This window comes from Streptomyces sp. NBC_00654 (assembly GCF_026341775.1).
In the GTDB taxonomy this organism is placed as follows: Bacteria; Actinomycetota; Actinomycetes; order Streptomycetales; family Streptomycetaceae; genus Streptomyces.
Genome location: NZ_JAPEOB010000001.1, coordinates 4,368,383 through 4,393,547 on the forward strand (window position 1 = coordinate 4,368,383; position 25,165 = coordinate 4,393,547).

Annotated in this window: 16 protein-coding genes and 1 pseudogene; 12 read left to right on the forward strand and 5 right to left on the reverse strand. The window is 72.1% G+C overall.

Translation table 11 applies throughout. From position 1 onward, the window contains the following. Positions 1-19 precede the first annotated feature (19 nt). Positions 20-2,959, reverse strand: coding sequence for a hypothetical protein (locus tag OHA98_RS18615; protein WP_266927201.1), 2,940 nt, complete (start codon positions 2,957-2,959; stop codon positions 20-22). A gap of 260 nt (positions 2,960-3,219) precedes the next feature. Here OHA98_RS18615 and OHA98_RS18620 point away from each other — a divergent pair, with 260 nt between their 5' ends. From OHA98_RS18620 to OHA98_RS18630, 3 genes and pseudogenes are all read left to right on the forward strand, one after another. Beyond that, positions 3,220-3,621: a VOC family protein gene (locus OHA98_RS18620; protein ID WP_266927202.1), complete on the forward strand. Its 402-nt coding sequence runs from the start codon at positions 3,220-3,222 to the stop codon at positions 3,619-3,621. 153 nt (positions 3,622-3,774) lie between these two features. Further along, positions 3,775-4,311 (forward strand): hypothetical protein, encoded by a 537-nt coding sequence (locus OHA98_RS18625; RefSeq protein ID WP_266927204.1) that lies wholly within the window; start codon positions 3,775-3,777, stop codon positions 4,309-4,311. Positions 4,312-4,551: 240 nt separating this feature from the next. After that, positions 4,552-4,724, forward strand: a pseudogene (locus tag OHA98_RS18630) (SAM-dependent methyltransferase); the annotation flags it as partial. Positions 4,725-4,866: 142 nt separating this feature from the next. Here OHA98_RS18630 and OHA98_RS18635 read toward each other — a convergent pair. Beyond that, positions 4,867-6,282 (reverse strand): aminopeptidase P family protein, encoded by a 1,416-nt coding sequence (locus tag OHA98_RS18635; protein ID WP_266927205.1) that lies wholly within the window; start codon positions 6,280-6,282, stop codon positions 4,867-4,869. Between the two features lie 215 nt (positions 6,283-6,497). Here OHA98_RS18635 and OHA98_RS18640 point away from each other — a divergent pair, with 215 nt between their 5' ends. Then, on the forward strand, positions 6,498-7,481 hold the full coding sequence (locus tag OHA98_RS18640; protein ID WP_266927207.1) for a LuxR family transcriptional regulator: 984 nt from the start codon (positions 6,498-6,500) through the stop codon (positions 7,479-7,481). Between the two features lie 73 nt (positions 7,482-7,554). On the opposite strand, the gene OHA98_RS18645 is transcribed toward OHA98_RS18640, so the two are convergent. Beyond that, positions 7,555-15,795 carry a type I polyketide synthase gene (locus tag OHA98_RS18645; RefSeq protein WP_266927209.1) on the reverse strand — a complete coding sequence of 2,747 codons (8,241 nt, stop codon included), beginning with the start codon at positions 15,793-15,795 and terminating at the stop codon, positions 7,555-7,557. A gap of 506 nt (positions 15,796-16,301) precedes the next feature. On the opposite strand from OHA98_RS18645, the gene OHA98_RS18650 reads away from it, so the two are divergent. From OHA98_RS18650 to OHA98_RS18675, 6 genes are all read left to right on the forward strand, one after another. Beyond that, positions 16,302-16,487, forward strand: coding sequence for a hypothetical protein (locus OHA98_RS18650; RefSeq protein WP_266927210.1), 186 nt, complete (start codon positions 16,302-16,304; stop codon positions 16,485-16,487). Positions 16,488-16,528: 41 nt separating this feature from the next. Continuing rightward, a complete protein-coding gene (locus tag OHA98_RS18655; protein ID WP_266927212.1) occupies positions 16,529-17,110 on the forward strand; it encodes a SulP family inorganic anion transporter in 582 nt (193 codons plus the stop codon). After that, the gene (locus tag OHA98_RS18660) at positions 17,098-17,577 is read left to right on the forward strand and encodes a SulP family inorganic anion transporter (protein WP_266927214.1); all 480 of its coding nucleotides are present in this window, start codon (positions 17,098-17,100) and stop codon (positions 17,575-17,577) included. The genes OHA98_RS18655 and OHA98_RS18660 overlap by 13 nt, the downstream gene beginning before the upstream one ends. Beyond that, entirely contained in the window at positions 17,574-18,200 is a 627-nt protein-coding gene (locus OHA98_RS18665) for an STAS domain-containing protein (RefSeq protein WP_266927216.1), read from the forward strand. Before OHA98_RS18660 ends, OHA98_RS18665 begins: the two co-directional genes overlap by 4 nt. Before the next feature lie 145 nt (positions 18,201-18,345). Further along, entirely contained in the window at positions 18,346-19,908 is a 1,563-nt protein-coding gene (locus OHA98_RS18670) for an FAD-dependent monooxygenase (RefSeq protein ID WP_266927218.1), read from the forward strand. 164 nt (positions 19,909-20,072) lie between these two features. Continuing rightward, complete coding sequence (locus tag OHA98_RS18675) at positions 20,073-20,762, forward strand: hypothetical protein (RefSeq protein ID WP_266927220.1); 690 nt, start codon at positions 20,073-20,075, stop codon at positions 20,760-20,762. 143 nt (positions 20,763-20,905) lie between these two features. Here OHA98_RS18675 and OHA98_RS18680 read toward each other — a convergent pair whose 3' ends face one another. Further along, complete coding sequence (locus OHA98_RS18680; protein WP_266927222.1) at positions 20,906-22,354, reverse strand: MFS transporter; 1,449 nt, start codon at positions 22,352-22,354, stop codon at positions 20,906-20,908. A 317-nt stretch (positions 22,355-22,671) separates the two neighbouring features. On the opposite strand from OHA98_RS18680, the gene OHA98_RS18685 reads away from it, so the two are divergent. Both OHA98_RS18685 and OHA98_RS18690 read left to right on the forward strand, forming a co-directional pair. After that, entirely contained in the window at positions 22,672-23,370 is a 699-nt protein-coding gene (locus OHA98_RS18685) for a DUF1326 domain-containing protein (RefSeq protein WP_266927223.1), read from the forward strand. Between the two features lie 253 nt (positions 23,371-23,623). Continuing rightward, the gene (locus tag OHA98_RS18690) at positions 23,624-24,094 is read left to right on the forward strand and encodes a GrpB family protein (protein ID WP_266927948.1); all 471 of its coding nucleotides are present in this window, start codon (positions 23,624-23,626) and stop codon (positions 24,092-24,094) included. A 258-nt stretch (positions 24,095-24,352) separates the two neighbouring features. Here OHA98_RS18690 and OHA98_RS18695 read toward each other — a convergent pair whose 3' ends face one another. Continuing rightward, positions 24,353-25,036 carry a TetR/AcrR family transcriptional regulator gene (locus tag OHA98_RS18695; RefSeq protein WP_266927225.1) on the reverse strand — a complete coding sequence of 228 codons (684 nt, stop codon included), beginning with the start codon at positions 25,034-25,036 and terminating at the stop codon, positions 24,353-24,355. Positions 25,037-25,165: the final 129 nt, after the last annotated feature.

Genomic DNA, 25,165 nt, shown 5'->3' on the forward strand with positions numbered 1-25,165 from the left:
GCCGTACGGCACCGCCGTGTCAGCCGATGAGCTTGACCAGTTGCACGCCGCTGTACGCCCGAACCCCGTCGCGGGTGACGACGGCGCGGACCGTCACCCATCCGGCACCTCCACCGGAGTCCGGCGCGAGCCACACGCTGTCGTCGTCGTCGGTTTCCAGACGCGCGATCGAGCGGCCGTCGAGTTCCCAGGTGATCCCGGCACCGGTCAGGTCGATCGGAGTGCCGTCCCAGGCCGCGAGGGACAGTGCCGCCCGGCCGGTGCCCCCTGCGGGGAGTTCGGCGGGCGTGGCGGTGAGCCGGAGATCGGCGTGCACCGTGTCCGAGCGGTACCCGGCCAGATCCGCCGGATACCAGGCGAGTTCGGGCACGAACCGGCCGCCCGTCCATCGTGCGAGGTAGCCCGGCCGGTGATGCGCGTCGCTGATCAGCGCGTACGTCGGTCTTCCGTTCTCGCAGGCGACGAAGCCGTGCGGGGCCACCGTCACCGTGCCGAGCGTGCCGGGCAGCGACAGCGCACGGGGCTGGAGGTCGTGGCTGGCGAAGATCTCGACACCCCCGTCGAACGCGGTGCGTGAGACCTTCAGGTCCTCGGTGAGATACCGGAACGCTGTCATCGCCCGCCCGAAGTACCGGGCGGCGACGCGCTTCTGGACCAGCGACAGCCCCTTGAGCATCTCGAATCCGCGCCCCGCTCTGAAGTCCCTCTCCATGTGCTGCGCCTGGTAATGCATGTTGAGGCCGAACGCCAGCGACCAGCTCAGGTTCTCGGTGGTGTCGATGCCGCGGTCGAGGTTGTGGGGGTAGAACGCGATCTTGTCGTGCATGACGGCTGTACCCAGCGGCCATTGCTGGATCACGACGCCGTTGCGGTTGGGCCCGTCATAGGTGTTGGCCCGGTCACCCTGCATGGTGTTGAGGTAGAAGCCGAGGCTCGACGTCAGGTTCTGGAAGAGCCGGTCACCGCCCACGCCCTCGGTGCCGATCGGCAGAATCGCGGCCGACTGCGCGGTCTGCTCCACGATCTCCTCGCAGTACGCGTACGGCGGGGCGCCGAAGTCCGCCGAGTAGTCGTACTCCCGGCGCGCTATCTCGTCCTGGAACATCATGTCCATGCCGTACCTGTCGCGGAATGTACGGAGCTGGTCGAGGATCAGGGCCCGGGGTGCCTTCCGCCAGCCGCCGATGAGGTACCCGAGGTTGTTGGTGTGCGTCTTGGTGACCAGCCTGCCGCGCCCGTCCCGGATCCCGATCCGTTCGACGCCGCCGAGCAGCGCCACCGCTCGGCTGTCGGGGTGCCACCAGGTCGGATTGGTGTACGCGCTGGCATAGTGCCCGCGGTCGTGGATGGTGTCGATGAGCCGTTGGAACTCCGCGGGCCCGCCGAGGTAGTCGAACGAGAGGAAGTCCGGGTAGTGGTGGTCGTGCCGGCCGTCGGAGTAGTAGCTGGCGAGTTCGACGCTGTACGGTCCGCCGGGTACCGCCCGCAGGTACTCGAAGGCCGCTTCCGGCCGTCCGGTCGCCCAGGTTCCGCCGGTCGGTTGCCAGAGGTCCATCTTGAGGTGCACCGATTCGGCGAGCCCCGCGCGCAGTCGCGGGCCGAGCTTGTCCGGGAGCCCGCGCCAGGCGTTCATCCTGTTGTCCGCCCGGTACGCCGCGAACAGGTCGAAGGCGGTGCTGCCCGTCGCGAGCCGGGTCGCCGGAAGCCTGTGGGACTCGCCCGGCGCGATCCAGGCGTCCAGGCGGTGCATCAGCCCGGTCAGGGATTCGGCGCGGGCGCGGCCGCCCACGAAGCCGAACTGGGTCGGGCGGTAGGGCTTCACGTTCGCGGGCTGCACGGAGTACACCCCGAGCGCGGAGTCGTCCTCCTCGAACAGGATCAGGTCGTGGGTCGCGGTCGGCATACCGTAGTTGGCGTAGAAGCCGCCGGCGAGCACCGACCGGGTATGGGCGAGCCCGCCCCACTTCGGCGCGATGCCGAGCATGGTGCCTTCGGAGGGGATGACCCGGTAGGCCACTTCGGGGCAGGCGACCCGCAGGATCGGACGGGACCAGAGGTTCCGGATGGCGGTCGGGCGCAGTTCGAGATGTCCTGAACGGAGTCGTACCGCCATGTCGGCGACATAGAATCCGGGCACCGTGAGCCTGACGGTCGCCTCATCGGCGGCGACCCGGAAAACCTCGGCCGTGGCCTCGTCGGAGAAGACGCCGGTGCCGTTGTCGTAGTACACCGCGAGCGGCAGCACACCGGGGGACTGGACCCGGCCGCCGGCCGTCCAGTCGAGCAGCCGGCCGCGGCTGTCGATGAGCACCCGGTCCGTGCCACTGGTCAGTTCCAGCGCACCGGCCCTGCTCCAGGTGTTCACCGGCCCGCCGTCGCCGGCCACCTCTATGGAGTCGATGTCGACCACGAACGGCTCCGCCGACTGCTTGTCGTCGGGAAAGAACACGAGCACGAGCCGGCGCAGGGGATAGGTGAGCTGTCCGTCGCCCTTCCCGCTCCATGCCATCCGGGACAACCGCTGAGGCTCGAACGTGACCCTGGTCCGCCCGTTGAATCCGGCCGGGTCGATCCGGCTCGTGAGTGTGCCCCACTCCTCGTTCTCGTGGTCGAAGAGCTTCAGCCAGAGGTTGCCCTTCTTCGGCGTCACCCCGGTGAGCCACACGGACACCCGGCTCAGGCGCGGCGTGTACGGGGCCGGGAACGCGACGGAGAACTCGCTGTAGGCGTCGGTCATGGTGACCCGCGCCTGTCCGGCCGTGCCGGTGGCCGCGAGTGTCGTCCGGTGCAGCGTGGTCGGCGGCAGATCGTGCGGTACGCCGTCGAGGACGAGGCGCACGGTCGCGGCGGTGCCGGCAGCGTCGGCGGACGGCGCGGCAGAGGCGGCGGGGGGTGCGATGGCGGTGGTGACGGGCACGGACGCGGCGGCGGTTCCGGCAAGGAAGGTGCGGCGCTTCATGGGTACGCTCCGACGGCGGCTCGATGAGGGGGGCGGCGTCTGCACCGTATGGTCCAGCCCTTAATGCGTCAACACTCCTGACGTTGCGCGTACTTGGACTCCTGATTAGTGCGTCAATGGGGGGCGCGGTCGTCGTTCGGTCGAAAGATTGATGCGTCAAGACCCGTATGTGAGGCGCTTCGGGCATGCGCGGAGGGCGGGCCGGACCCCGCCGCCGTCCCGGCCGGAGTGGGCGGCCGTACCCGGGGTACCCGGGAGACATGACTGTCGAGAAGATGAGTGTCCTGGTTCTGGACTGCGCGGAACCCCTGGAACTGGCCGAGTTCTACTGCCATTTGCTCAACGCCGAAAGCCGGATCGGGAGCGATCCGGACTTCGTGGAGGTGGTCGGGGGCCGGGGAGTGCATCTGGCCGTCCGTCGTGACCACGGCTATGCGCCGCCGAGCTGGCCGCGCCCGGAGGACGCGCAGCAGGCCCATCTGCGCATCCTGGTGCGTGCGGGCGACATGGACGAAGCGGAGCGCGAGGTGATCGGCCTGGGTGCCAGACCGGTCGACACCAAGGACAACAGCGGCCCGCGCGATGTCAGGGTCTACACGGATCCCGCCGGGCACTCCTTCTCCCTCGCCGTGTACCCGTCCTCCCTGTCCTCGCACAGCTGAGGAACGTGCTTCGGCGCCGTCGTGAACGGGCCGCGCGGACAGCCCCATTACCGTGCCGCCGTAAAGGTGACAAGTCGCCCACCCCGCACCTCGTCGGCCGTCTACTGTACGGACAAACGCGCTGCCCTTCGCAGCCGCCCGAGGAGGAGTTCTGTGTCATCGCCCTGCGACCCCAAGTACGCTTCCGCCGGTGATGTCGGCGCGGCGCTCATGCTGATCGACTCCCGGCTCAAGGGCATCCACGCCGGCAAGACCGAGACCGACCCCGAACAACAATTGCTGATCGAACAGTTCACCGCGTCAATGGGCCCCAAGGGTGCCGGTGAACTGCTGGACGGCGCGTGCACGCTCATCTTCATGTTCATGACGTGGCTGCGGAAGGCCCACGAGGAGCACGACAAGGACGTCATCGAGTACGTGGTGCCCAACCTCGTGGGCACGATGCGCATGATGCCCAGAAGCGTGCCTTCCGAGGCCATCCCCACCATGGCAGGCCTGGTCATCGCCGCGGGCACCGGCCTGAGCCCCAACCTGTGGCGCCGGCAGTACGGCGACTGGACACAGGAGGAGATGACCCCCCTCGAAGCCACGGCCTTCCTGCTCGCGGAGCACATCAACCGCATCACCGACGACCCCGACTTCGCCACCCGCATGATCACCGAAGCTCTGTCCGGGGCGGACGAGGACTGATCCGCCGCATCCTGCGCGCGGGCCCTTCCGGCCCCCGGACTTCACCCACGGACGGGCCGCTTCGACGCCCCAGGACGGGTGAGCAGCGGTGCGAGGTCGGCCCCGGCCGCCTCCAGGACGTGGATGCGGAGCGGATCGCGGACCGCCTGTTCTGGGCGGCGTTCCGCCACTGCGGGCAGGTCTGCATGGCGGTCAAGCGCGTCCACGCCGCTCGGCTGCGGCTTCCCCACCGGCTCCGGATTCGACAGGGGGACGCGGCCGGATTCCGCCGGTCACCTTGCGGGCAAGGGCTGGTCCACCTCGGTACATACCCCTTCGACTTCACCCGTCACCACGGACGCGGCCCGTCGCCCGGGCAGAACGACGCGCCGGCGGGCAACCGGTGGGTGTTCGCGGACAACCTCCGACCCTGACGCTGCCGTGACCGTGAGGTCGGCCCGGTGACCACCGCCGCACGAGCGGCGGCGGTGGTCACCGTCCTGATCAAGGCCCCGCCGGGAAGGGCCTCGCGCCGACCACGCTCGTGGTCGTACGCCCGGCTGTCGCCGCGTGCCGTCAGCCGGCGAACCGGGCCATCCACGCCTCGATGTCGTCGGCCGACCTGGGCAGGCCCGCCGACAGGTTCTCGTGGCCGTCGTCGGTGACGACGAGGTCGTCCTCGATCCGGACACCGATGCCGCGCCACTCCTCGGGAACGGTGAGGTCGTCCGGCTGGAAGTACAGGCCGGGCTCCACGGTGAGCACCATGCCCGGCTCCAGCACGCCGTCGACGTACTCCTCGTTCCTGGCCTGCGCGCAGTCGTGGACGTCCAGACCGAGCATGTGACCGGTGCCCGCCATGGTGAACCGGCGCTGGAGGCCGAGTTCGTACGCACGGTCGGCCGGTCCCTCGATGAAGCCCCACTCGACCAGCCGGGCCGCCAGATGACGCTGGGACGCCTCGTGGAAGTCGCGGTACGCGGCACCCGGCTTGACCGCGGCGATACCGGCCTCCTGCGCCTCGTACACCGCGTCGTAGACCTTGCGCTGCAGGGGAGTGAAGGTGCCGTTGATCGGAAGCGTGCGCGTGACATCAGCGGTGTAGAGGGTGCGTGTCTCCACGCCCGCGTCGAGCAGGAGCAGGTCTCCCGGGCGCACCGGGCCGTCGTTGTCGGTCCAGTGCATGATCGTGGCGTGCTCGCCCGCGGCGCAGATCGAGCCGTAGCCCAGGGCGTTGCCCTCCAGGCGTGCGCGGCGGAAGAACGTGCCCTCGATCCACCGCTCGGACGAGGCGACCGCGCGGGAGAGCTCACCGATCACATCGGTGAATCCGCGCACCGTGGAGTCCACGGCCTTGCGGAGCTCGGCGATCTCCCAGTCGTCCTTGACGAGGCGGAGATCGCTGAGCGCCTCTTCGAGCTCGATGTCACGCTCCTCCTCGGTGGTGACGGCGGCCTCCAGGGACGGGTCGATCCCGCGGACGATCCGGGTCGGCGCCGTGGAGGCGGCGGCCAGGTCATCGGCCGCCGTACGGACGTCCCGGCAGGGCAGACCGAGCACGGTCTGCGACTCGGCGAGGGAGCGGCGCCGGCCCATCCACAGCTCCGCCGTGGGGCCGGTCCAGAAATCGTTGTTGTCCCGGCTGTCCCGCGGCAGCTGGTAGCAGAAGGCGTCATGGCCACCGTCCGCGCGGGGTTCGAGGACGAGAGCGCCGTCCCGGGCCTGGTCGCCGGTCATGTGCACATAGCCCGTGTACGCCCGGAACGGGTAGGTGTCGTCGTTGGAACGGACCTTGAGGTTCCCCGAGGGGATGACGAGGCGCTCGCCGGGGAAGCGCGCGGAGAGCGCGGCGCGGCGGCGGTCCGCGTACGGGGCCTGCTCGCCGGGCCGCAGGTCGTGCCGCTCGGTGTCCGCCCATCCCGTCCGCATCAGCGCGGACAGTTCCTCGGAGATCTCCGAGTAGAGACCGTTCTTGCGGCGGCCTTTCGCCACGGCGTACACCTTCTTCCGGGTGGATTTCCAGAACAGCGAGGGACGGCGGGAACCGTACGGGCGGGACTGCTCCCGGGAACGGCTCCGGCTTCCTCGCTGCCGCCGTTCATCAGCGGCTCCCGGACGGTATCCGCTGCCGCGCGCGCGTGGTGCCCGGGAGTGCCACTGGCACTGATCGGACACGGAGCTGTACGGCACCATCGATAATCGGGCCCATGACGAACGTGAAACTCGGCGAGGCCCTGCGGCTTCTGGGCATCGACCACGCGGCGGTCCGGGTCTATCTTGTGCTGCTCGAACTGGCGCCCGCTCCGCTGAGTGCGATCGAGGCCGCGTCCGGTCTGGGCGGTGCGGAACTGGCCAGGGCGTACGGTGCGCTCGTCGACGCCGGTCTGGCCAGCGCCGCCGAGGAGGGCGGGGACGTGGTGGCCCCGGTTCCGCCGACCGCGGGGCTGGAGATCCTCGCCCGGCACCGGGCCGCCGAGATCGAGGAGTCGCGCATCGCCGTCGGGGGCGCGTTCGAGTCGTTCCGGCGGCAGCGGCTCGCCGCGTACAACGACAATCTCGTCGAGGTCGTCACGGGCGAGGCCATCGGCGCCAGGATTCGGCACGCCTGGGTGAGTGCCCGGAACCAGATCCGGCAGTTCGAGTCACCGCCCTACTTCCCCCTGGCGGGAGCCACGGACGACGCGCTGGCCACGCTCGCCCGCGGTGTGACGCAGCGCGTCGTGTACTCGCGCGAGTCACTGGAGTATCCAGGTCACCTGAAGGACGTCATCGAACCGTGCATCAAGGCGGGCGAACAGGCCAGGGTGCTGCCGTCGGTACCCGTCAAGCTCGTGATCATCGACGAGGCGTACGCCCTCGTGTCGTTGTCGATCAAAGAGGCCGACGTGCACAACACCATGCTGGTCGTGCAGCCGTGCGGCCTGCTCTCCGCACTCGTGGCGCTCTTCGAGCAGTCCTGGCAGAACGCCCTGCCGTTCCACGGCCGCACCACACGACCGGGCGGCCTGCCACCGGCCGACCGCCGGCTGCTGTGGCTCCTGGCGGGCGGCGCGAGCGACGACATCATCGCCCGCGAGCTGGGAATCAGCCGCCGTACGCTGTTCCGCCGCCTGCAGGTCCTGATGGCCCAGCTGGGCGCCGCGAACCGTTTCCAGATGGCCCTGCAGGCACAGCGCTCCGGGTGGCTGTGACCGGCACACCGCCCCGCGGAAGCGCCGCCGCGGCACGAAGACTCCACCCGCACCCGCATTCGTACCTGTCGCCTCAGGCCCGGTCACCGAGCCACTGGTGGATGGCGAGTGCGGTGGTGCGGGCGTGTTCCTCCAGCATGGTGAAGTGGTCCCCGGGCACGGTGACCTCGGCGTGCGGCAGGCTCCAGTCCGGGGCGGGGCCGGTGCCGGGCAGCAGGTCCCGGGCCCGTACGTACAGGGTGGGACAGGCGAGCGGCGCGGGCTTCCAGTCGCCGAAGAGCTCGAAGTATCCCGCCATGGCGGTGAGCCGGTCGGGCTCGGCGGCGGCGAACTCCGCCGCCCGGCGCAGCATGTCCGAGGTCATCGCGGAGAGCGCCCGCCCCCGGTCGCCGTGACCGGGCGGATAGGTGTCCAGCAGGACGACGGCCGCCGGGGCGGCACCCTCGGACTCCAGACGCTCGGCCACGGCATGGGCCACCCAGCCACCGGCCGACCGCCCCAGCAGTACCGGGGGGCCGTCGGGGGCGGCTGCGCGGACGGCGGCGGCCTGGGCGGTGACGAAGGCGTCCAGTGTGGCGGGCAGAGCCTCACGGGGCTCGAACCCCGGGTGCCGCACCGCGGAGACCGGCCGCAGCCCGCGCAGTCCGGCGCCGAGTCGCGCGTACTCCTGCGGACCGGACAGCGCGCTGAGCGCGGGCGAGCAGACCAGCCGGGCCGCCGTTCCACCTGTCGCGAGGACGACGGGTGCGTGCGCCGCACCGGGCGCCCCCGTCCTGTCGAAGACCGGGCGGAGGCGCCCGGCGATGGTGAGGAGCGCCATGCCGTCCCAGCTCCGGCCCCGGGCGCACGCGGTACGGAAGAGCGCGCCCAGGGAGTCCGGGGCTTCCCCGGCGTGCGGTGCGCCGACGGCCCGCACCCGGGCGTCCGGCGGAGTGCCCGCCTGCGTGTCGTCCCCCGCGCCGACGCCCGCGCCACCCGCCGGGCCCGAGTCAGGTGCCTCGGCGGCATACCGTCGCGTCAGCTCGGCGGTGAGCGCCCGGGGGGTCGGGAAGTCGAACAGCAGCGTGGACGGCAGTGCCAGTCCGGTCCACGCAGCGAGCTCATTGCGCAGATCGACCGCGGCCAGGGAGTCCAGCCCCAGGTCCGCCAGCACCGTTTCCTCACCGATCTCGCCCGCCCCCTCCCAGTGGCCCAGGACGCGGGCGGCCAGGGTCCGGACCTTGGTGAGCAGCGCCTCGCCCTGCTCGCCGGAGGGTGCGGCCGCCGGTTCCGGGCCGCGCCGCTCCCCGTCCCGGTCGTCCGTGCCGGCCGCAGGTGCCGGGAGCGGGCCCGCCGCCCGCTCGCCGCCGCGGAGAGCGGCCGGGGCGAGCCGCGCCGCCACCACCACGGGTTCGTCCCCGGCCACGGCGGCGTCGAAGAGGGCCAGGCCTTCCTCCGGCCCGAGCGGGCCGAACCCGGAGCGGTCCATCCGCTGCCGGTCCGCGTCGCCGAGCTGCGCCATCATGCCGTCGTTCTGCCGCCAGGGGCCCCAGGCGATCGACGTCCCGGGCAGTCCGAGCCGCCCGCGGTGTCGTGCCAAGGCATCCAGCACACAGTTGGCCGCGGCGTAGTTGGCCTGGCCGGCGGAGCCGAAGGTGCCCGCCACCGAGGAGAACAGCGCGAACACGGCCAGGTTGTGTCCCCGGGTCAGTTCGTGCAGAGCGAGAGCGGCGTCCGCCTTGGGGCGCAGCACCTGCCGCAGACGGTCGGTGGTGAGCGCCGTGACGACACCGTCGTCCAGCACCCCCGCGGTGTGCACCACACCCGTCAGCGGGTGGGCCGCCGGTACGGCGTCGAGCAGGGCGGCGAGCGCGGTCCGGTCGGCGACGTCACAGGCGTGAACGGCCACCTCCGCGCCCGCCGCACGCAGCTCCGCGACGAGTTCCCGGGCCCCCGGAGCGCCGGGCCCGCGCCGGCCGGCGAGCAGCAGACGCCGCACTCCGTGGGCGGTGACCAGGTGCCGAGCCACCAGCATGCCCAGGGAACCGGTGCCGCCGGTGACCAGGACGGTGCCCTCCGGGTCGAGCGGGCGCCGCTTCCGCGGCTCCGGTGCCGCCTCGGCCGGTGTCACCAGCTCCGGCACGTACGCCGTCCCCGCGCGTACGGCCGCCTCCGGTACCGACGCGGCCAGCAGGGCGGGCAGGGCACTCCAGGAACCGGGCCGTCCGTCCACGTCGATCAGGGCGAAGCGGCCCGGGTTCTCCCGCACGGCCGAGCGGACCAGTCCCCATACCGGCGCGTGCGACGGTACGGACCCCGCTTCGCCGGACCGGCCGTCAACGCCGTGGCCGACGTCGTCCGCGTGGAGAGCGTCGTCGGCCGGAGCGACGGCGCCGGACGTCACGAGGACGAGCCGGGAGCGGGACAGGCGAGGCTCGGCGAGCCACTCCTGTACGAGCCCGAGCGCCCAGCCCGCTGCCCGCAGCATCCCGTCAGCCTGGTCCCGCGCGTCCCCGGCCGCACCGGGCGGCGGGCACGGTGCCACGACGACGGCCGACGACGCGTCGCACGCCGCCGGGCCGGCGTACACCGGGACGCCGGAACCCGGGGGTGCGAGGGCGTCCACCAGCGGTGTGCCCGCCGTGCCCAGAACCCCCCAGCGGGGCATCGCCACGGGCGCGGGCGGCTCGGCCAGCGGCACCCAGTCCGTCCGGTGAAGGGCACCGGTGACCGTGTCCGCCGTCGCCGGGCCGGTACGCGGCAGGGGCCGGAGCGTCAGCGAACGGATCGTCGCCACCGGCGAGCCCGTCTCGTCGGTCAGTTCCACTCCGGCCCGACCGTCGGGCCCGGGAGTCAGCCGTACCCGCACGCGCCGTACGCGTGTGGTGTGCACGCGCACTCCGCCGAAGGCGAACGGCAGGGACAGTCCGCCCGGTTCCGGACCGGCCGTCCCGGAACCGTTCGTGACCAGGCTGTCCAGGGCCAGGGCGTGCAGCGCCGCGTCGAGCAGCGCGGGATGCAGGACGAAGTCCGGACCGTCCGACTCCGGGCGCGGCGCGCGGACCGCTTCGGGAAGCTCGACGTCGGCGTACAGCTCCTCCCCGTGCCGCCAGGCGGCGCGCATGCCCCGGAAGGCGGGGCCGTAGCGCAGTCCGTCGGCGGCCAGCCGGTCGTACGGACCGGCCCCCGCGCCGTCGGCAGGCAGTGGAATCGTCGCCTCGGGCGGCCAGGGCGCCTCCGGACACGACTCCTGCGGCCGGGGCGTCTGAGCGGGCGAAAGAGTGCCGGCGGCGTTCCGGAGCCAGGGCCGGTCACCCGGCGGATCGTGCGGCCGGGAGTGGAGGAGCACGGTCCGGCGTCCCGCGTGGTCCGCCCCCGACACCTTCACCTGCAGGGCGACGGCACCGTCCGGGGGCAGGGTCAGCGGCGCGGTCAGGACCAGTTCGTCCAGGACGGCCGCGCCCACCGACCCACCGGCGTGCAGAGCCATGTCGACGAAGGCGGTTCCCGGCAGCAGGATCTCCCCGGCCACCACATGGTCGGCGAGCCATGGGTGGTCGCGCACCGAGAGCACCCCGCTCAGCAGCAGCCCGTCGTCCTCCGCCGTGCGGGTGACCGACCGGAGGAACGGATGGGCGGGCTCAGCCGTCGAGGGCACGGGCGAAAGCTCCGGGGTGGCCTCCAGCCAGTACCGGCGGCGCTGGAAGGCGTACGTGGGCAGTGCGCCGCGCCGTCCGCCGCGCCCGTCGAACACGGCCCGCCAGTCGACGGGCACGCCGTGGGCGTGCAGCGCGGCCAGCGTGTCGAGCAGGGCGTCCGCTTCCGGCCGAGCCCCGCGCAGTGTCGGCAGCACCAGCCGTGCCGGGCCCCGCTCGCCGCCGGCCGCCTCGCCCGTGTCCGGTCCGGCCGGGACGAGGCAGTCGCGTACCAGGCCGGTGAGCACCCCGTCCGGCCCCAGCTCGACGTAGTGTGCCGCGCCTCGGTCACCCAGGTGCGCCACCGAATCGGCGAACCGCACCGGACGGCGGACATGGTCCACCCAGAACTCCGGTGTGCGCAGCTCCTCGTCGGAGGCCGCCCGGCCCGGGACCGCGGTGATCAGCGGCAGCCGGGGCGCGGCGAAGGACAGCCGCCGCACCACATCCGCGAACTCGGCCAGCATGGGCTCCGTCCGGGCGGAGTGGAAGGCATGGCCGACCCGCAGCGGCTTCACCGAACGGCCCCGCTCGCGGAAGTACGCGGTCACCTCCCGCACCGCGGCCTCCTCGCCCGAGACCACCACCGAGGCGGGCCCGTTGACGGCGGCGATCTCCACGGCGCACCCGGTCCCGGCGAGGTGGGCGGCCACCTCGTCCACCCCGGCGGCCACGGCTGCCATCGCGCCGCCCGGAGGCAGGGCGCCCATCAGCCGGCCCCGGGCCTCCACCAGCGTGCACGCGTCCGCGAGGGACAGCACACCGGCGACGTGTGCCGCCGTCACCTCGCCCACCGAGTGCCCCGCCACCAGGCCGGGGCGTACCCCCCAGGCCTCGAACTGCCGGAACAGGGCAGTCTCCAGGGCGAAGAGCGCCGGCTGCGTGAACCGGGTCGTATGCAGCAGCGCGCCCGCCTCCGTACCGGGCGCGGCGAACATGACGTCCCGCAGGGGCACCGGCAGCATCGGGTCCAGCAGCGCACAGCACTCGTCCAGCGAACCGGCGAAGGCCGGATGCAGATCCCGCGCCCCGTACAGTTCACGGCCCATCCCGGCGCGCTGGCTGCCCTGGCCCGTGAACAGCAGGGCCAGCGGGCCCTGGTGGCGGGAGGTGCCCGTGTGCACTCCGGGCCGCCCGCCGTCCTCCGCCACGGTCCGCAGGGAGTCGAGCAGCTCGGCACGGTCACGGGCCACGAGCACGGCCCGGTGGTCGAAGGCCGCACGCGTGGTGGCGAGTGAGTACCCGATGTCCACCAGGGACGCGTCGGGCGCGGCGGCCACATGGTCGTACAGCCGTCGCGCCTGGGCCCGCAGCCCCGGCACGCTCCTGGCCGACACCGGAAAGGCCACGGAGGCCGGTCCGGGAGGCGCGGCACCTTCCGGCGTCGCCCCGGGCCGGTCGTGGCGGTTCGCCGTCCCGCCGTCCGCCACGGCACTCGGCGGTGCGGCCTCCCCGCCGTCCGGGGCCTCTTCGAGCAGCACATGGGCGTTGGTGCCACTGATTCCGAACGAGGACACCCCCGCCCGGCGCGGACGGTCCGTGGCGGACCACTCCACCGGCCGGGTCAGCAGCGCGATCCGTCCCGTCGACCAGTCGACACGGGGGGTCGGCTCGTCGGCGTGCAGCGTACGCGGGAGCATGCCGTGCCGCATCGCCTGCACCATCTTGATCACCCCTGCCACTCCGGCGGCGGCCTGGGTGTGACCGATGTTCGACTTCACCGAGCCCAGCCGGAGGGGACGCTGCCGCGCCTGCCGCCCGTACGTCGCGAAGAAGGCCTCCGCCTCGATGACGTCCCCCAGGCGGGTGCCGGTGCCGTGCGCCTCCACCGCGTCGATGTCCCCGGCATCCAGCCGCGCGTCCGCGAGAGCCTGGCGGATCACCCGCTGCTGCGCCGGTCCGTGGGGTGCGGTCAGACCGTTGCTCGCCCCGTCCTGGTTCACCGCCGACCCGCGCAGCACGGCCAGTACCGGAAGTCCGGCGCGGCGCGCCTCGGACAGCCGGCTCAGCAGCAGCATCCCCGCGCCCTCGGCCCACCCCGTGCCGTCGGCCGACGCGCCGAACGCCTTGCAGCGGCCGTCGGGGGACAGCGCCCGCTGGCGGCTGAACTCCACGAACGACGAGGGTCCCGACATCACCGTGGCGCCGCCGGCCAACGCGAAGGCGCACTCGCCCCGGCGCAGTGCCTGGGCCGCCAGATGCAGAGCCACCAGGGACGACGAGCACGCCGTGTCCACGGTGATGGCCGGGCCTTCGAGGCCGAAGGTGTAGGCGATACGGCCCGAGGCGACGCTTCCGGCGTTGCCCAGGCCGAGGTACCCCTCGACATGCTCCGGCGTCCTCGTCAGGCCGCGGGCGTAGTCGCTGTACATCAGCCCGACGTACACCCCGGTCGCCGAGCCGCGCAGGGTGGCGGGGATCAGACCGGCGTGCTCGAAGGCCTCCCACGCCACTTCGAGCAGCAGCCGGTGCTGCGGATCCATGGCCAGCGCCTCGCGGGGAGAGATGCCGAAGAAGCCGGGGTCGAAGCGGTCCGCACCGGAGAGGAAGCCGCCTTCGCGCACATACGTCCGTCCGGCCCGTCCGGGATCGGGGTCGTACAGCGCCCGGATGTCCCAGCCCCGGTCGGTGGGGAAGGGGCCGATGGCATCCCTCCCGTCGGCCACCAGCCGCCACAGGTCCTCGGGGGAGGTCACGCCTCCGGGATAGCGGCATGCCATCCCCACGATCACCACGGGATCGTCGTCCGACCGGGCCGCGCTCCGGTGCACGGACCCGGCACCGGCCGGCGCGGTGGCCTTCCGCGCACCGAGGTGGGCGGCGAGCGCGGCTGCGGTGGGAAAGTCGAAGGCGACCGCCTCGGAGAGCGGCAGGCCGGTGGCCGCCGACAGCCGCTCCCGCAGCACCGTCGCCGTCAGGGAGTCCATACCCAGGTCCCGCAGTGCCGTGCTCGGCTCCACCGCCTCCGCCGTGCAGCCGAGCACGGCCGCCACTTCGTTCCGCACCAGCGCCAGCAGGTCCTTCGGCGGCTCCCCGGTGGCCTCCGCGCCCAGCGCCCGTGCCGGCAGGCCGGCGATGCTCCGCCGCAGCGTCTTCCCGGAAGCGGTACGGGGGATCTCCGCCACCTCGAAGAGCTCGACGGGAACCTTGACGGCGGACAGTCCGGCTCGGCAGGCGGCGAGGACGTGCCCCCTGTCCAGCACGCCGCCACCCGGTTCGGGGACCAGATAGCCGACCGGCACCTCGCCGAAGAGGGGGTGCGGGCGTCCGGCCACGGCGGCGTCCGCCACCCCCGGCAGCCGCCGCAGTACCTCCTCCACCTCCGAAGGGTGGATGCTGACCCCGCCCCGAATGATCAGATCACTCGCCCGGCCCGTGATCGCCAGTCCACCGGAGGCATCGATCCTGGCCAGATCACCCGTGCGGAACCAGCCCTCGCTCAGTACCTCCGCGGTGGCCTCCGGCCTGCCGTGGTAACCGGCCATGACCCCGGGCCCGTTGACCCACAGCTCACCCTCGCCCGTGTCCCGGCCGTCGGGGCCCCCGCCGACCCGGACGCGGGTGCCGGGCAGCACCCGGCCGCACGTCCCGGACGTCGCCCCGCCCGGCGCCGGCATGGTGACCGGGCCCGCCTCCGTGCTGCCGTAGTGCTCCAGGTAGGGAACACGGCAGACGGCCTCGAAGGATTCGCGGAACCCGGGCCCCGCCGCGGCACCGGCGCTGACACAGCCCCGCAGCGCGGGGCCGCCGAGGCCGCCGCCGTCCCTTCCGCCCTCCTCGCCCCGTACCGCGTCGAGCAACGCCGAACAGGTTGTGGGGACCCCGCCGAGCAGCGTGAACGAGGCGTCGTCGCGGCGCAGTTCGCCGAGCACTTCCGCCACCGAGAACCGGGGCAGCAGTACGGCGCTCGCCCCCACCGCGATCACCCCGAGGAAGCACACCACCTGGCTCATCGCGTGATGGAGGGGCAGCGGCCACAGCACGTGGTCCCGTTCGGACAGGCCCAGGACGCCGACGAGGCCGGTCGCGACCGGCGCGAGACGGTTGCGCTGGGTGGACAGGACTCCCTTGGGAACGCCGGAGGAGCCCGAGGTGTAGAGCAGCCAGGCCACGTCGTCCAGTGCGAGATCGTCCCGGGCCGGTGTCCGGGGCTCCGAACCCGCCAACTCCTCGTACCGCAGAAAGCCGTCCGGGCCCCTGGCGTCCGCCCCCTCCGCCCTGTCCTCGTCGCCGCCCTCCGCCACCACCACGGTCAGCCCGGGTCGGGACAGCAGCGTGCGCCGCCGCGCCAGGCAGGCGTCGTCGGTGATGAGCACCCGAGCCCCGCTGTCGTCCAGCAAGCGGGTCAGTTCCCCCTCCGGGTTCCCGGTGTCCAGAGGTACGCCCACGCCGCCGGCCCGGGTGACGGCGAGCAGGCTCTCGACCGCCTCGACCCGGTTGCCGAGCAGTACGGCCACTCGGTCGCCGCGCGCCAGACCGAGTTCTGCCAGGTGACCGGCCAGCCGAGCGGTCCGCCGTTCCAGCTCCCGGTAGGTCACACGTGTGAACCGGTCCTGGAAACAGACCTTGTCCCCGAGGCGCCGGGCGTGGTGCCCGAGCAGTTGTGGCAGTGGTGTGACGATGTCGGCGCGCGGACCCACCGCATGACCTCCTTGAGACGACCCGTCGTTGAGGACGACGGCACGGTGTACCGGGTTGCCTTCCAGTGCCGATTCGAGCCCCGCCGGAGTGCCGTCGACCCATTCGGGTGACGGGCACGAGCCACGCCGAGGGGGGAGCGTATCCACCGGACCGACAGCGTCCCGGCGCGTCGCCGGCCCGACATGACCCACAGCGAACCGGGTGGCGCGGGACCCGGTGCGAGGGGCAGCGTCCCGGATCGTCCCGTCACGGAGCGCGGACCGCGCCTTCACCCGCCCACGGGCGGCCCGGCGGCGTCCCCGCGACCCGCGGCAGAGGCCGGCCTCGACCGACCCGGCCTGCCCGCAGGCACCTCGGCCAGGGCCCAGGAATTGCTTGAACCGTCCGCTCACGCATTCCTGAGGTCACTCGAACGGCGCACGCGCGGTCGTCCTGGGCCGCTACCCGTCACAGGCTCGTACTTCCCTCATCGCTCGTATTTCCCGGATCGAAGAAAGAGGTGGCCATGAGCAGCGCGACCGCGCCCCGGGTTCCCGGTCCGGACGGTTCCGCACCGCGCCGGGACCCCGTCGGCTCCGCGAGCCCCTGGGCTCCCGGAGCCGCGATGTCCGCCGGTGTCCCGATGCGCGTGACCGGTGCCCTCGCCATCCGGGCGCTCTGCGCGGACCACCCGGACCGAGCCGCGCTCTGAGAGCGGGGAAGGGCGTGCACGGGAGAGACGGGAAGGCGGCCGTGCGCAGGAAGCTCGGCCGTCCCCGGATCGCCGATGTGAGGTCCGGCGCAGTGACCGGGCTCTTCTCCATTCCCGAGGGCATGGCGTACGCGGCGATCGCCGGGTTCAACCCGGTCGCAGGCCTCTACGCGGGTGTGGTCCCCGCGATCGTCGGCTCGCTCACCTCGCGCACCGTGCTGATGGTCACCACCCTCACCAGCGCCATCGCCCTGACCTCGCAGAGCGTCCTCTCGGACGCCGGGCTCGACCCGAAGGACGCGGGAAACGTGGCAACGCTGACCCTGCTGGTCGGCGTTGTCATGCTGGCGATGGGCGTGCTGCGGCTGGGCGTGGTGCTCAGCTTCGTCTCGAACGCCGTGATGACGGGGTTCTCCACCGGTATCGCACTGCAGATCATCACCGGCGTACTCGAGGACGCCACGGGATACGAGCCGCACGGACACAACAAGCTGTACCAACTGGGTGACTGGCTCGTCCACGCCGGCGAGTGGAAGGGGGCCGCGACCGCGGTCGCGCTCGTCACCGTCGCCGTCTGGGGGTCTCCCGCACGGTCCGGAAGCTGGAGCCCGTGGCGCTTCTGATCGCCATGGTCGCGGTCAGCCTCGGGGTCGGCATCCTTTCGGCCGACGTGGAGCTCGTGCGCGACATCGCCCACATCCCGGGCTCCCTGCCCGGCTTCTCCGCGCCCGACCTGTCCGCCGCGCCCGCGCTGATCGGCGGGGCCTGCTCCGTCGCCCTCGTCGCCCTCGCGCAGGCCGCCGGGATCGCTCCGTCCATGCCGAACCCGGACGGCAGCCGCTCCGACATCAACGGCGACTTCCGCGCCCAGGGGTACGCCAACGTGCTCGGCGGGCTCTTCCAGTCGCTGCCCAGCGGCGGCTCCATGTCGCGGACCGGCGTGGCGGTCAGCGCGGGGGCGCGCACCCGGTCGGCCGGAATCATCTCCGGCGCCTTCCTCGCCGTGGTGGTGCTGGTGTGCGGGTCGCTCGCCGAACGGATCCCCATGCCGGTCATCGGCGGGCTCATCCTCGTCGTCGGCGGGGAATGATCTGGGGCAAGCGGCACGACATCGTGCTGGTCCTCCGTACGTCGTGGGTGTCGGCCGGGGCGATGATCCTCACCTTCCCCGCCACCACGCAACTGCCGCTCCAGCAGGCCATCGTGATCGGCGCTGTGCTGTCCCTGCTGCTGTACTGCGCGCAGGCCGCGCGGCAGGCCGAGCTCGTCGCCCTCGAACGGTCGGCCGATGGCCGGTGGAGCACGGCACGGCTGCCGGAGAGGCTCGACCCCGGCGAGATCACCGTCCTCGACTACGCGGGGTCCTCGTTCTTCGCCGAACTGCCCCGGATCGAAGCTCATTTGCCCTCGGCGAGCGGCGCACAAGGCAGCGTTCTCATCCTGGTCGTGCGCGCACTGCCCGATGTGCCGTCCTCAGCCGTCCTCCGGTTCCTCGACCGCTACGCCGCCTCCCTCGCGGACCGGGGCGGGCGGCTGATCCTTGCCGGGGTGCAGCCGTCGCTGGCCCGGCTCCTGGAGAGGTCGGGGCTCGCCGCACGTCTCGGCGAGGGCGGCATCGTGCCCGCCGAGCCGGAACTCTTCGCGCCGCTGGACAGAGCGGTCGCCACCGCGCGTGCGTGGATCGCGCGACGGACGGCGCCGCGGGAGAAGTGATCCGGCGGGCCGTCGCCCGGGCGGTGACGCCGGTGAGGTCGGCACGACCGCGGTCAGCGGGGCTCTCCCCTTGACAACGCGGCGCCTGTTGTGGCTGGTCAGGGCGGTGAAAGGGCCCTATTGGCCCTCGGTCATAGTGTGCGCCATGGACTATGACGTAGTAGTGGCCGGAGGCGGCCCGGTCGGACTGATGCTGGCCTGCGAGCTCCGGCTCGGAGGCGCGCGGGTGGCCGTCCTGGAGCGCCTCGCGGAAGTGGATCCGACGATCAAGGGCGGGGCGATCACCACGCCCAGCGCCGAGGCGCTCTACCGCCGGGGCATGCTGCCCGCGCTGGCCGAGGCGCAGCGGCTGTCGATGGACCGGTTCCGGTCCTTCATGCGCGAGCGGAACGGCGGGAAAGGAGGCGGGGACGGAGACCGGGTGGCAGGCCAAGGGCTCGGGTTCGTCGGGCACTTCGCGGGGATCATGCTGCGCGCCGACCTGGTCGACCGTACGGCGCCGGACTTCGGCGACGCCGGACCGGCCGCCGAGACCAGTCTCGTGACGCAGCAGGACATCGAGCGGCTGCTCGGCGGGCGGGCGGCCGAGCTGGGCGTGGAGGTGCGCCGGGGAGTGGAGCTGACCGGCTTCGACGTGGACGAGGGAACCGTGGTCGTGCGAACGAGCGGTGGGCCGATACGCGCCGGCTGGCTCGTGGGATGCGACGGCGGCCGCAGCACGGTCCGCAAGCTCGCTGGGTTCGAATTCCCCGGTACGGAACCCGAGATCACCTGTCACCAGGCGGTCGTGGAGATGACCGGCGCCGAGGACCTGAAGGTCGGCTGGAGCGCCACGGACACCGGGGTGTACGCCCACGGGCCGATGCCGGGCCGCATCGTCACCGTGGAGTTCGACGGCCCGCCGGCCGACCGGGACGCGCCGGTCACCACCGAGGACCTCCAGGCACGGCTGCGTCACGTCTCCGGCGTGGACGTCAGGATCACCGCGGTGCGGACCGCCACCCGCTTCACCGACCACGCCCGCCAGGTCACCGAGTACCGCAAGGGCCGGGTGCTGCTGGCGGGCGACGCGGCACACGTGCACTCCGCGTTCGGGAGCCAGGGGCTGAGCCTGGGTATCGGGGACGCGATGAACCTCGGCTGGAAGCTCGCCGCGGTCATCGCCGGCCGGGCGCCGGAAGGGCTGCTGGACACGTACACCTCCGAACGGCACCCGGTCGGCGCGTGGGTCCTGGACTGGACGCGTTCCCAGGTCGCGGCCATGCGCCCGGACCCTCAGTCCCGGGCCCTGCGCGAGGTCGTCGGCGACCTGGCGGGAACGGTCGCGGGCACCACGTACCTCGCCGCGCGGCTCAACGGTGCCGCGGTGCGGTACGAAATGCCGGGCGGGCACCCGCTGACCGGCCGCAGCACCCCGGACCTCGAACTCACCGGCAACGGCCGCCTCGCGGACCACCTCCACGCCGGCCGGGCGCTCCTCCTCGACCTCACCGACGACCCGGAGCTCCGGGCCCTCGCCGCGGGGTACGCCGACCGTGTCGACATCCTGACGGCCTCCTGCCCGTCCCGTCCGGACCTGGCGGCGGTCCTCGTCCGTCCGGACGGCTTCACGGCCTGGGCGGCCGACTCGACGGCGCAGGCACCGACATCGACGGCCGGGCCGGCGGAGGCACTGGAGGAGTGGTTCGGAGTGCCGGAGGGCTCGTGAACTGGTTGATCACCGACTGACTCCGAATCCGGCGGAGAGAAGCTGTTTCACGAATGCGCCCTCCGGGTGCCTGCGCCGGCGGTGGCACAGGGCACAGTGGCGCGGTAGCCGCTCCTGCCGCCGGGGGCTGCCGCGTTGCCGATGTCTCGCTGTGGAGAGCGCTGATGGACCGGACCATGTATGCCGAGAGCTTCGTCGAGCACCGTGACGGTGAGACGTCGCAGACGCTGCGGTGGCTTCCTGAGATGTACAGGGCCGCCGCGGCGCGGCTGGAGAAACTCGAGCGGGAGGCAGAGCAGAGGTATCCAGGGATCTTCGAGCGCCTGGACACGGAACGCGTGGCGGCCGGGGGCGCTGTCCCCTCGTGGTGCTGGCTGCCGGTGGCCCGGGTTCACGAGGTACTGGCGCACGACTGCATCAGTCACGGGACGGGCGTCGAAGGCGCCTCCCCGACAGCACAGAGGTCCGTCGATGCCGCGCGTCTGGCATCGATCGGGGCGTGGCGGGCGGCAGGGCGGCACATGCTCCACCCGGACGACGACCTCATCCCCTGGCCGCACGAGGCAGAGTGCGAAGGGGGCGACGAGCTGCCTGTCGGCCTGCCCGGACGATGGCCGCTCTGCGGCCTGTACGTGGTCTTTCTGTCCCCGAACCCGGCCGTCCTGGCCGAGGGAGGCTTTCTGCACCTGGAGTGGGACGAGCGGGAGCAGCGGGCCGCCTTGCGCATCGCGCCCGACACGGCGCCGGTTGCCGGCCTGGATCGGCTGGATGCCCAGGCGCTCCACCTGGTGGGCGGGTGGGCAGGGGAGCGAAGGCACGCTTCCGAGACCCGGCGAAGGGTGCCCGGTCCGTAGTCGAGTTCAGTTGTGACCCAGGTCGCCGAGACCACTCTGGACGGCATGCGGCCGTGGCCCTGAACGCCCTGTGCCGCCCGACAGGGGTTCTTTCCCCCATCAGGCGGCGTGCGTTACGGGCCCGCGGCGGCGCGCCGGTCGGTTCAGGCCGCGTCAGCCTTGGCGGACTGCTCCTCGCTGTGAGCGGCAGCCTGTGCGGGGGCTGTTCGCAGGGTGAGCAGTGACGCGAGTGCGCCGACGGCGGCGAGGGCTGCCGCGCCGAGGAAGGCGGCGGAGAACCCGTTGGTGAGTGCACCGGGGTTGCCGAGTTCGCGGGCGCCGTACGCCGCGGACACGGCCGTCATCGCGGCCAGCCCGAGGGCGGAGCCGACCTGGTAGCTCGTGTTGACGATGCCGGAGGCCAGGCCGCCTTCTTCGGGGCGTGCACTGGACAGGGCGGTGCCGAGGGAGGGGATGAACGCCAGTGACATGCCGGCCGCGGCCAGCAGGGAGGCGGGCAGGACGTCGACCCAGAAGGTGCCCTCCGCCCGAGCGAAGGACAGCCACACCATGCCTGCTGCGAGGGCCAGCAGGCCGGTGACGATCAGCGGCTTGCTCCCGAAGCGGGCCATGAGACGGGGCGCCAGGACGATCATCATGATCATGATGGCGACCGTCATGGGCAGCAGAGCCGCGCCGGAGGCGAAGGCGCCCAGTCCCAGGACCTGCTGGAGGTAGAGGTTGAGGAAGAACCACATCGGGATCCATGCGGCGGCCATCAGCAGCTGCGCGATGTTCGCTCCGGCCAGGTTGGGGGCCCGCCAGATGCCCAGCCGCATCAGCGGCTCGCGGCGCTTGGACTGGATGGCGATGAACACGGCGACCAGGGCCACACCGGCCAGCAGCACGAGCCAGGTCCGGGCCGAGCCCCAGCCTGTTTCGGGTGCGCGGACGATGGCGTAGACGGCGGTGGCCAGTCCTACGGTGACGGTGGCTGCTCCCGCGAAATCGACGGATCCGCGACGGACCGGGGTCGTGGGCATGACGGCCGGGGTGGCAGCCAGCACGATCAGGGCGATCGGGATGTTGATGTAGAACACCCAGGGCCAGCTGGCGTACTCGGTGATGACACCGCCGAGGAAGACTCCGGCGGTGCCGCCCGCAGGGGCCGCGGCGCCGTACAGCGCCAGCGCCTTGGTCAGCTCCTTGGGGCGGGCGCCGAAGAGCATCATCAGCAACGTCAGGGCGGACGGGGCGATCAGCGCGGCACCGACACCCTGCAGGGCGCGGCCGGTCAGTTCGACCCAGACCTCGGTGGCGAGACCGGCGACCAGGGATCCCGCGGCCATCACGGTCCAGCCGGCGACGAAGATTCGCTTGGCTCCCAACAGGTCGGACAGCCGCCCGCCGAGCAGGAGCAGCCCGCCGAAGGCAACGACGTAGGCGTTGAACACCCAGGACAGGCCTTCCTGGGAAAAGCCCAGGTCAACCTGCATCTTGGGGAGGGCCACGCCGATGATGGACGTGTCCATGATGACGGTGAACTGGGCCAGGGCTATGAGGACGAGTGCCGTCCAGCGGCGTGGGCTCGGAGGAGTGGTCGGGGTTGACATGGCAATCTCCTATACCGGAGGGGGGTATATCTTCCTGAGTCGGCAATATACCCCCCCACGGTATGTAGAAGCGACCTGGCTTCCTAATCCGACCGCCCCGGTCGGCCGTCCGTGTGCTCCGTGGCGATGGACGCCTCTCCGGGGTGAGCCGGGGTGAGCCGGGGTGCGGTGGGCGCCCCGTCGCCCGCGAGGGTCTGCGTGACCGGGTGGGCTCAAGTACCCCCAGGGGGTAGTTGACTGCGGGTGTGCGGAGCCCTACTCTCCTTCCTGTCCATGAAATACCCCCTGGGGGTATAGGTGATCTTAGGAGGTCCACGATGTGCACCACGTCTGCCGCAGCTCACGACATCCCCGCCGTCGTCCGAGCGGGCACGAATGACGGCGCGCTGCCCGACTGGCATTTACGGGGCGAGTGGTTCGACGTGTGCAGCTGCGCGCTGCCCTGTCCTTGTACGTTCGCCCAGACGCCGACCCACGGGGACTGCCTCTTCACGCTCGTCTGGCAGGTTCACGAAGGGCACTTCGGGGATGTGCGCCTGGACGGCCTGGGTGTGGTGGCTCTCGGCGAGTTCGCCGGGAACATGTGGGTCGGTGATCCGGACGCCACGATGAAGGTGATGCTCTACATCGACGCCAAGGGTGACCCGGCCCAGCGAGACGCGCTGGAGCAGATCTTCGCCGGTCATGTCGGTGGCTGGCCGGGCCAGTTCGGCTCGCTCATCAGTGAACTGCGCGAGGTGCGGTACGCGCCGGTCCACTTCGATTCCGCCGAGGATCTCTCGTACTGGCGGGCCCGTGTGGCCGACAAGGTCTCGGTCGGCGCGGTCGCTCTCACCGGCCCTACTGCCGACCCCTCCCGTCGAGTCCAGCTGGTCAATGCTCCGGGCGCCGAGGTCGGCCCCGGCCAGATCGCCACCTGGGGCGTCGTCGAGAGCGACCGTGCGGAAGGGTTCGACTTCTCCCATGAATACCGCGGTGGATCCAGCAAGCACTTCCCCTTCGACTGGCGTCCCTGACCACAGGGCGGGCGCAGGGGGGCGGCCAGGGGTCTCGCCCTGCGGCTGATCGGTTCGGCTGGTCGGCGCGGCGGACGGGGCGCCGCGCCGACCGGCGGGCCACGTGCGGGATCTGCCGCTCCGGGGTGGGGTGCGGGTAGTGGCGGCTGGCTCGGCCTGGAGGATCTCTCGTGCTCCGGTGCGCAACGGCAGGGGCTCTCGAATCGATTCGATGGGCCCTGGCCGTTGCTGGGAGACTGTCGGCGTGACTGGCATGATCGTGATCGGCGACTACGACCCCCGGTGGCCCGAGCAGTTCGAGTACCTGCGGCAGAGGCTCGCACCTCATGTCGCGGATCTGGCCGTATCCATCGAGCATGTCGGAAGTACGGCCGTGCCCGGATGTGCCGCCAAGCCGATCATCGACCTTGACGTCGTGGTGGCCGAGGGGGCGGTTGTCCCCGAGTTGATCTCCCGGCTCACCGGGCAGGGTTACCGGCACGAAGGTGATCTGGGGATTCCCGGGCGGGAGGCCTTTCAAGCCCCTTCCGCGGCTCCCGAACATCACCTGTACAGCGTGGTCGCGGGTTCCAAGCCCCATCTTGATCACATCTTGCTCCGTGACTACCTGCGTCAACGGCCCGATGAGGTCCGGCGCTACAGCGCGCTGAAGGTGGCCCTCGCACAGCGGTTCCACGCCGACAGGGGTACTCGACGGCGAAGGGCGCTCTGGTGGAGGAGCTGATCGCGAAGTCCTCCACCGCTCGGGCCGCCGGGGGACCGTGACGTGACGGTGGCCGAACGGGCCAGGGCCGGAAGGTTCCGTCCGGCACGCACACTCGCGGCGTTGCCGGAGTCGTCCGCGTGCATCCGGTACCCGGACGGATGGCGTGAGCCGTCCTGCCGACCCGCTTCCGCGAGACGCCCCTGCCCGACGGGCAAGGGGCTTTCGTGGCTCCGTCGTTGGGCCGGTCGGACAGCGGAAGCCTGGAGCCACAGGGCGTCAAGGAGACGCGACATCAGCGGCGCGCTGTGCCTTCGTGCCGCCCCGGCCCTGCACGGTCCGGTAGGCCCGGAGGAAGGTCCGTACCCCCTCGACGACGAGCGGCCGGACGCGGGTGTCCTCCACGGCGTTCGCGGAGCCGAGCCTGTTGAGCGCGACACCGAAGGTCAGCGCGATGAACTGGTCGGCCGCGAGTCGCGGGTCAGAGAAGTCGAGCAGCCCGGCCGCGGCGAAGGCGGCGAACCGCTCGGCAAGTGCCTCGTCGGGGGTGTCGGCCATGGCGTTGTAGCCCTGGTGCGGCAGGTGGCCTGATTCCGCCCGGACCAGCCGTTGCAGTGTCGCGTACTCCGCCGAGCCGAGCATGTCGGTCGCGATGCGCATCGAGAACGTGACCAGGGCGTCCTCAAGGTCGGTGATCTCGGTGGGGTCGGCGAGCGTGTCGTCGAGGGTGCGCCGGATCGTGGTGATCAGTGACTGGCCGACGGCATCGACGACTGCTTGCAGCAGCGTCTGCTTGTCGCCGAAGTAGTCGTAGACCGTCCGCTTGGACACCTCGGCCCGCGCGGCGACAGCGTCGACGCTGGACCGGTCGAAGCCGTCGGCGAGGAAGAGTTCCCGGGCCGCCGAGAGGATGGCGGCCCGCTTCCGCGTGGACCCCTCGCGCAGTGTCTTCGTGGTCGGCATGAGCACATCCTAACCGTTCTACACTGCACGGTGTAGTGTAATAATGACTCGGCGCGCCGCACTCGTCCGTCCGCTCAGCCGGCGGAGCCGTGCATACGCCACTTCGGGCCGCTTCCCCGGGTTCACCCC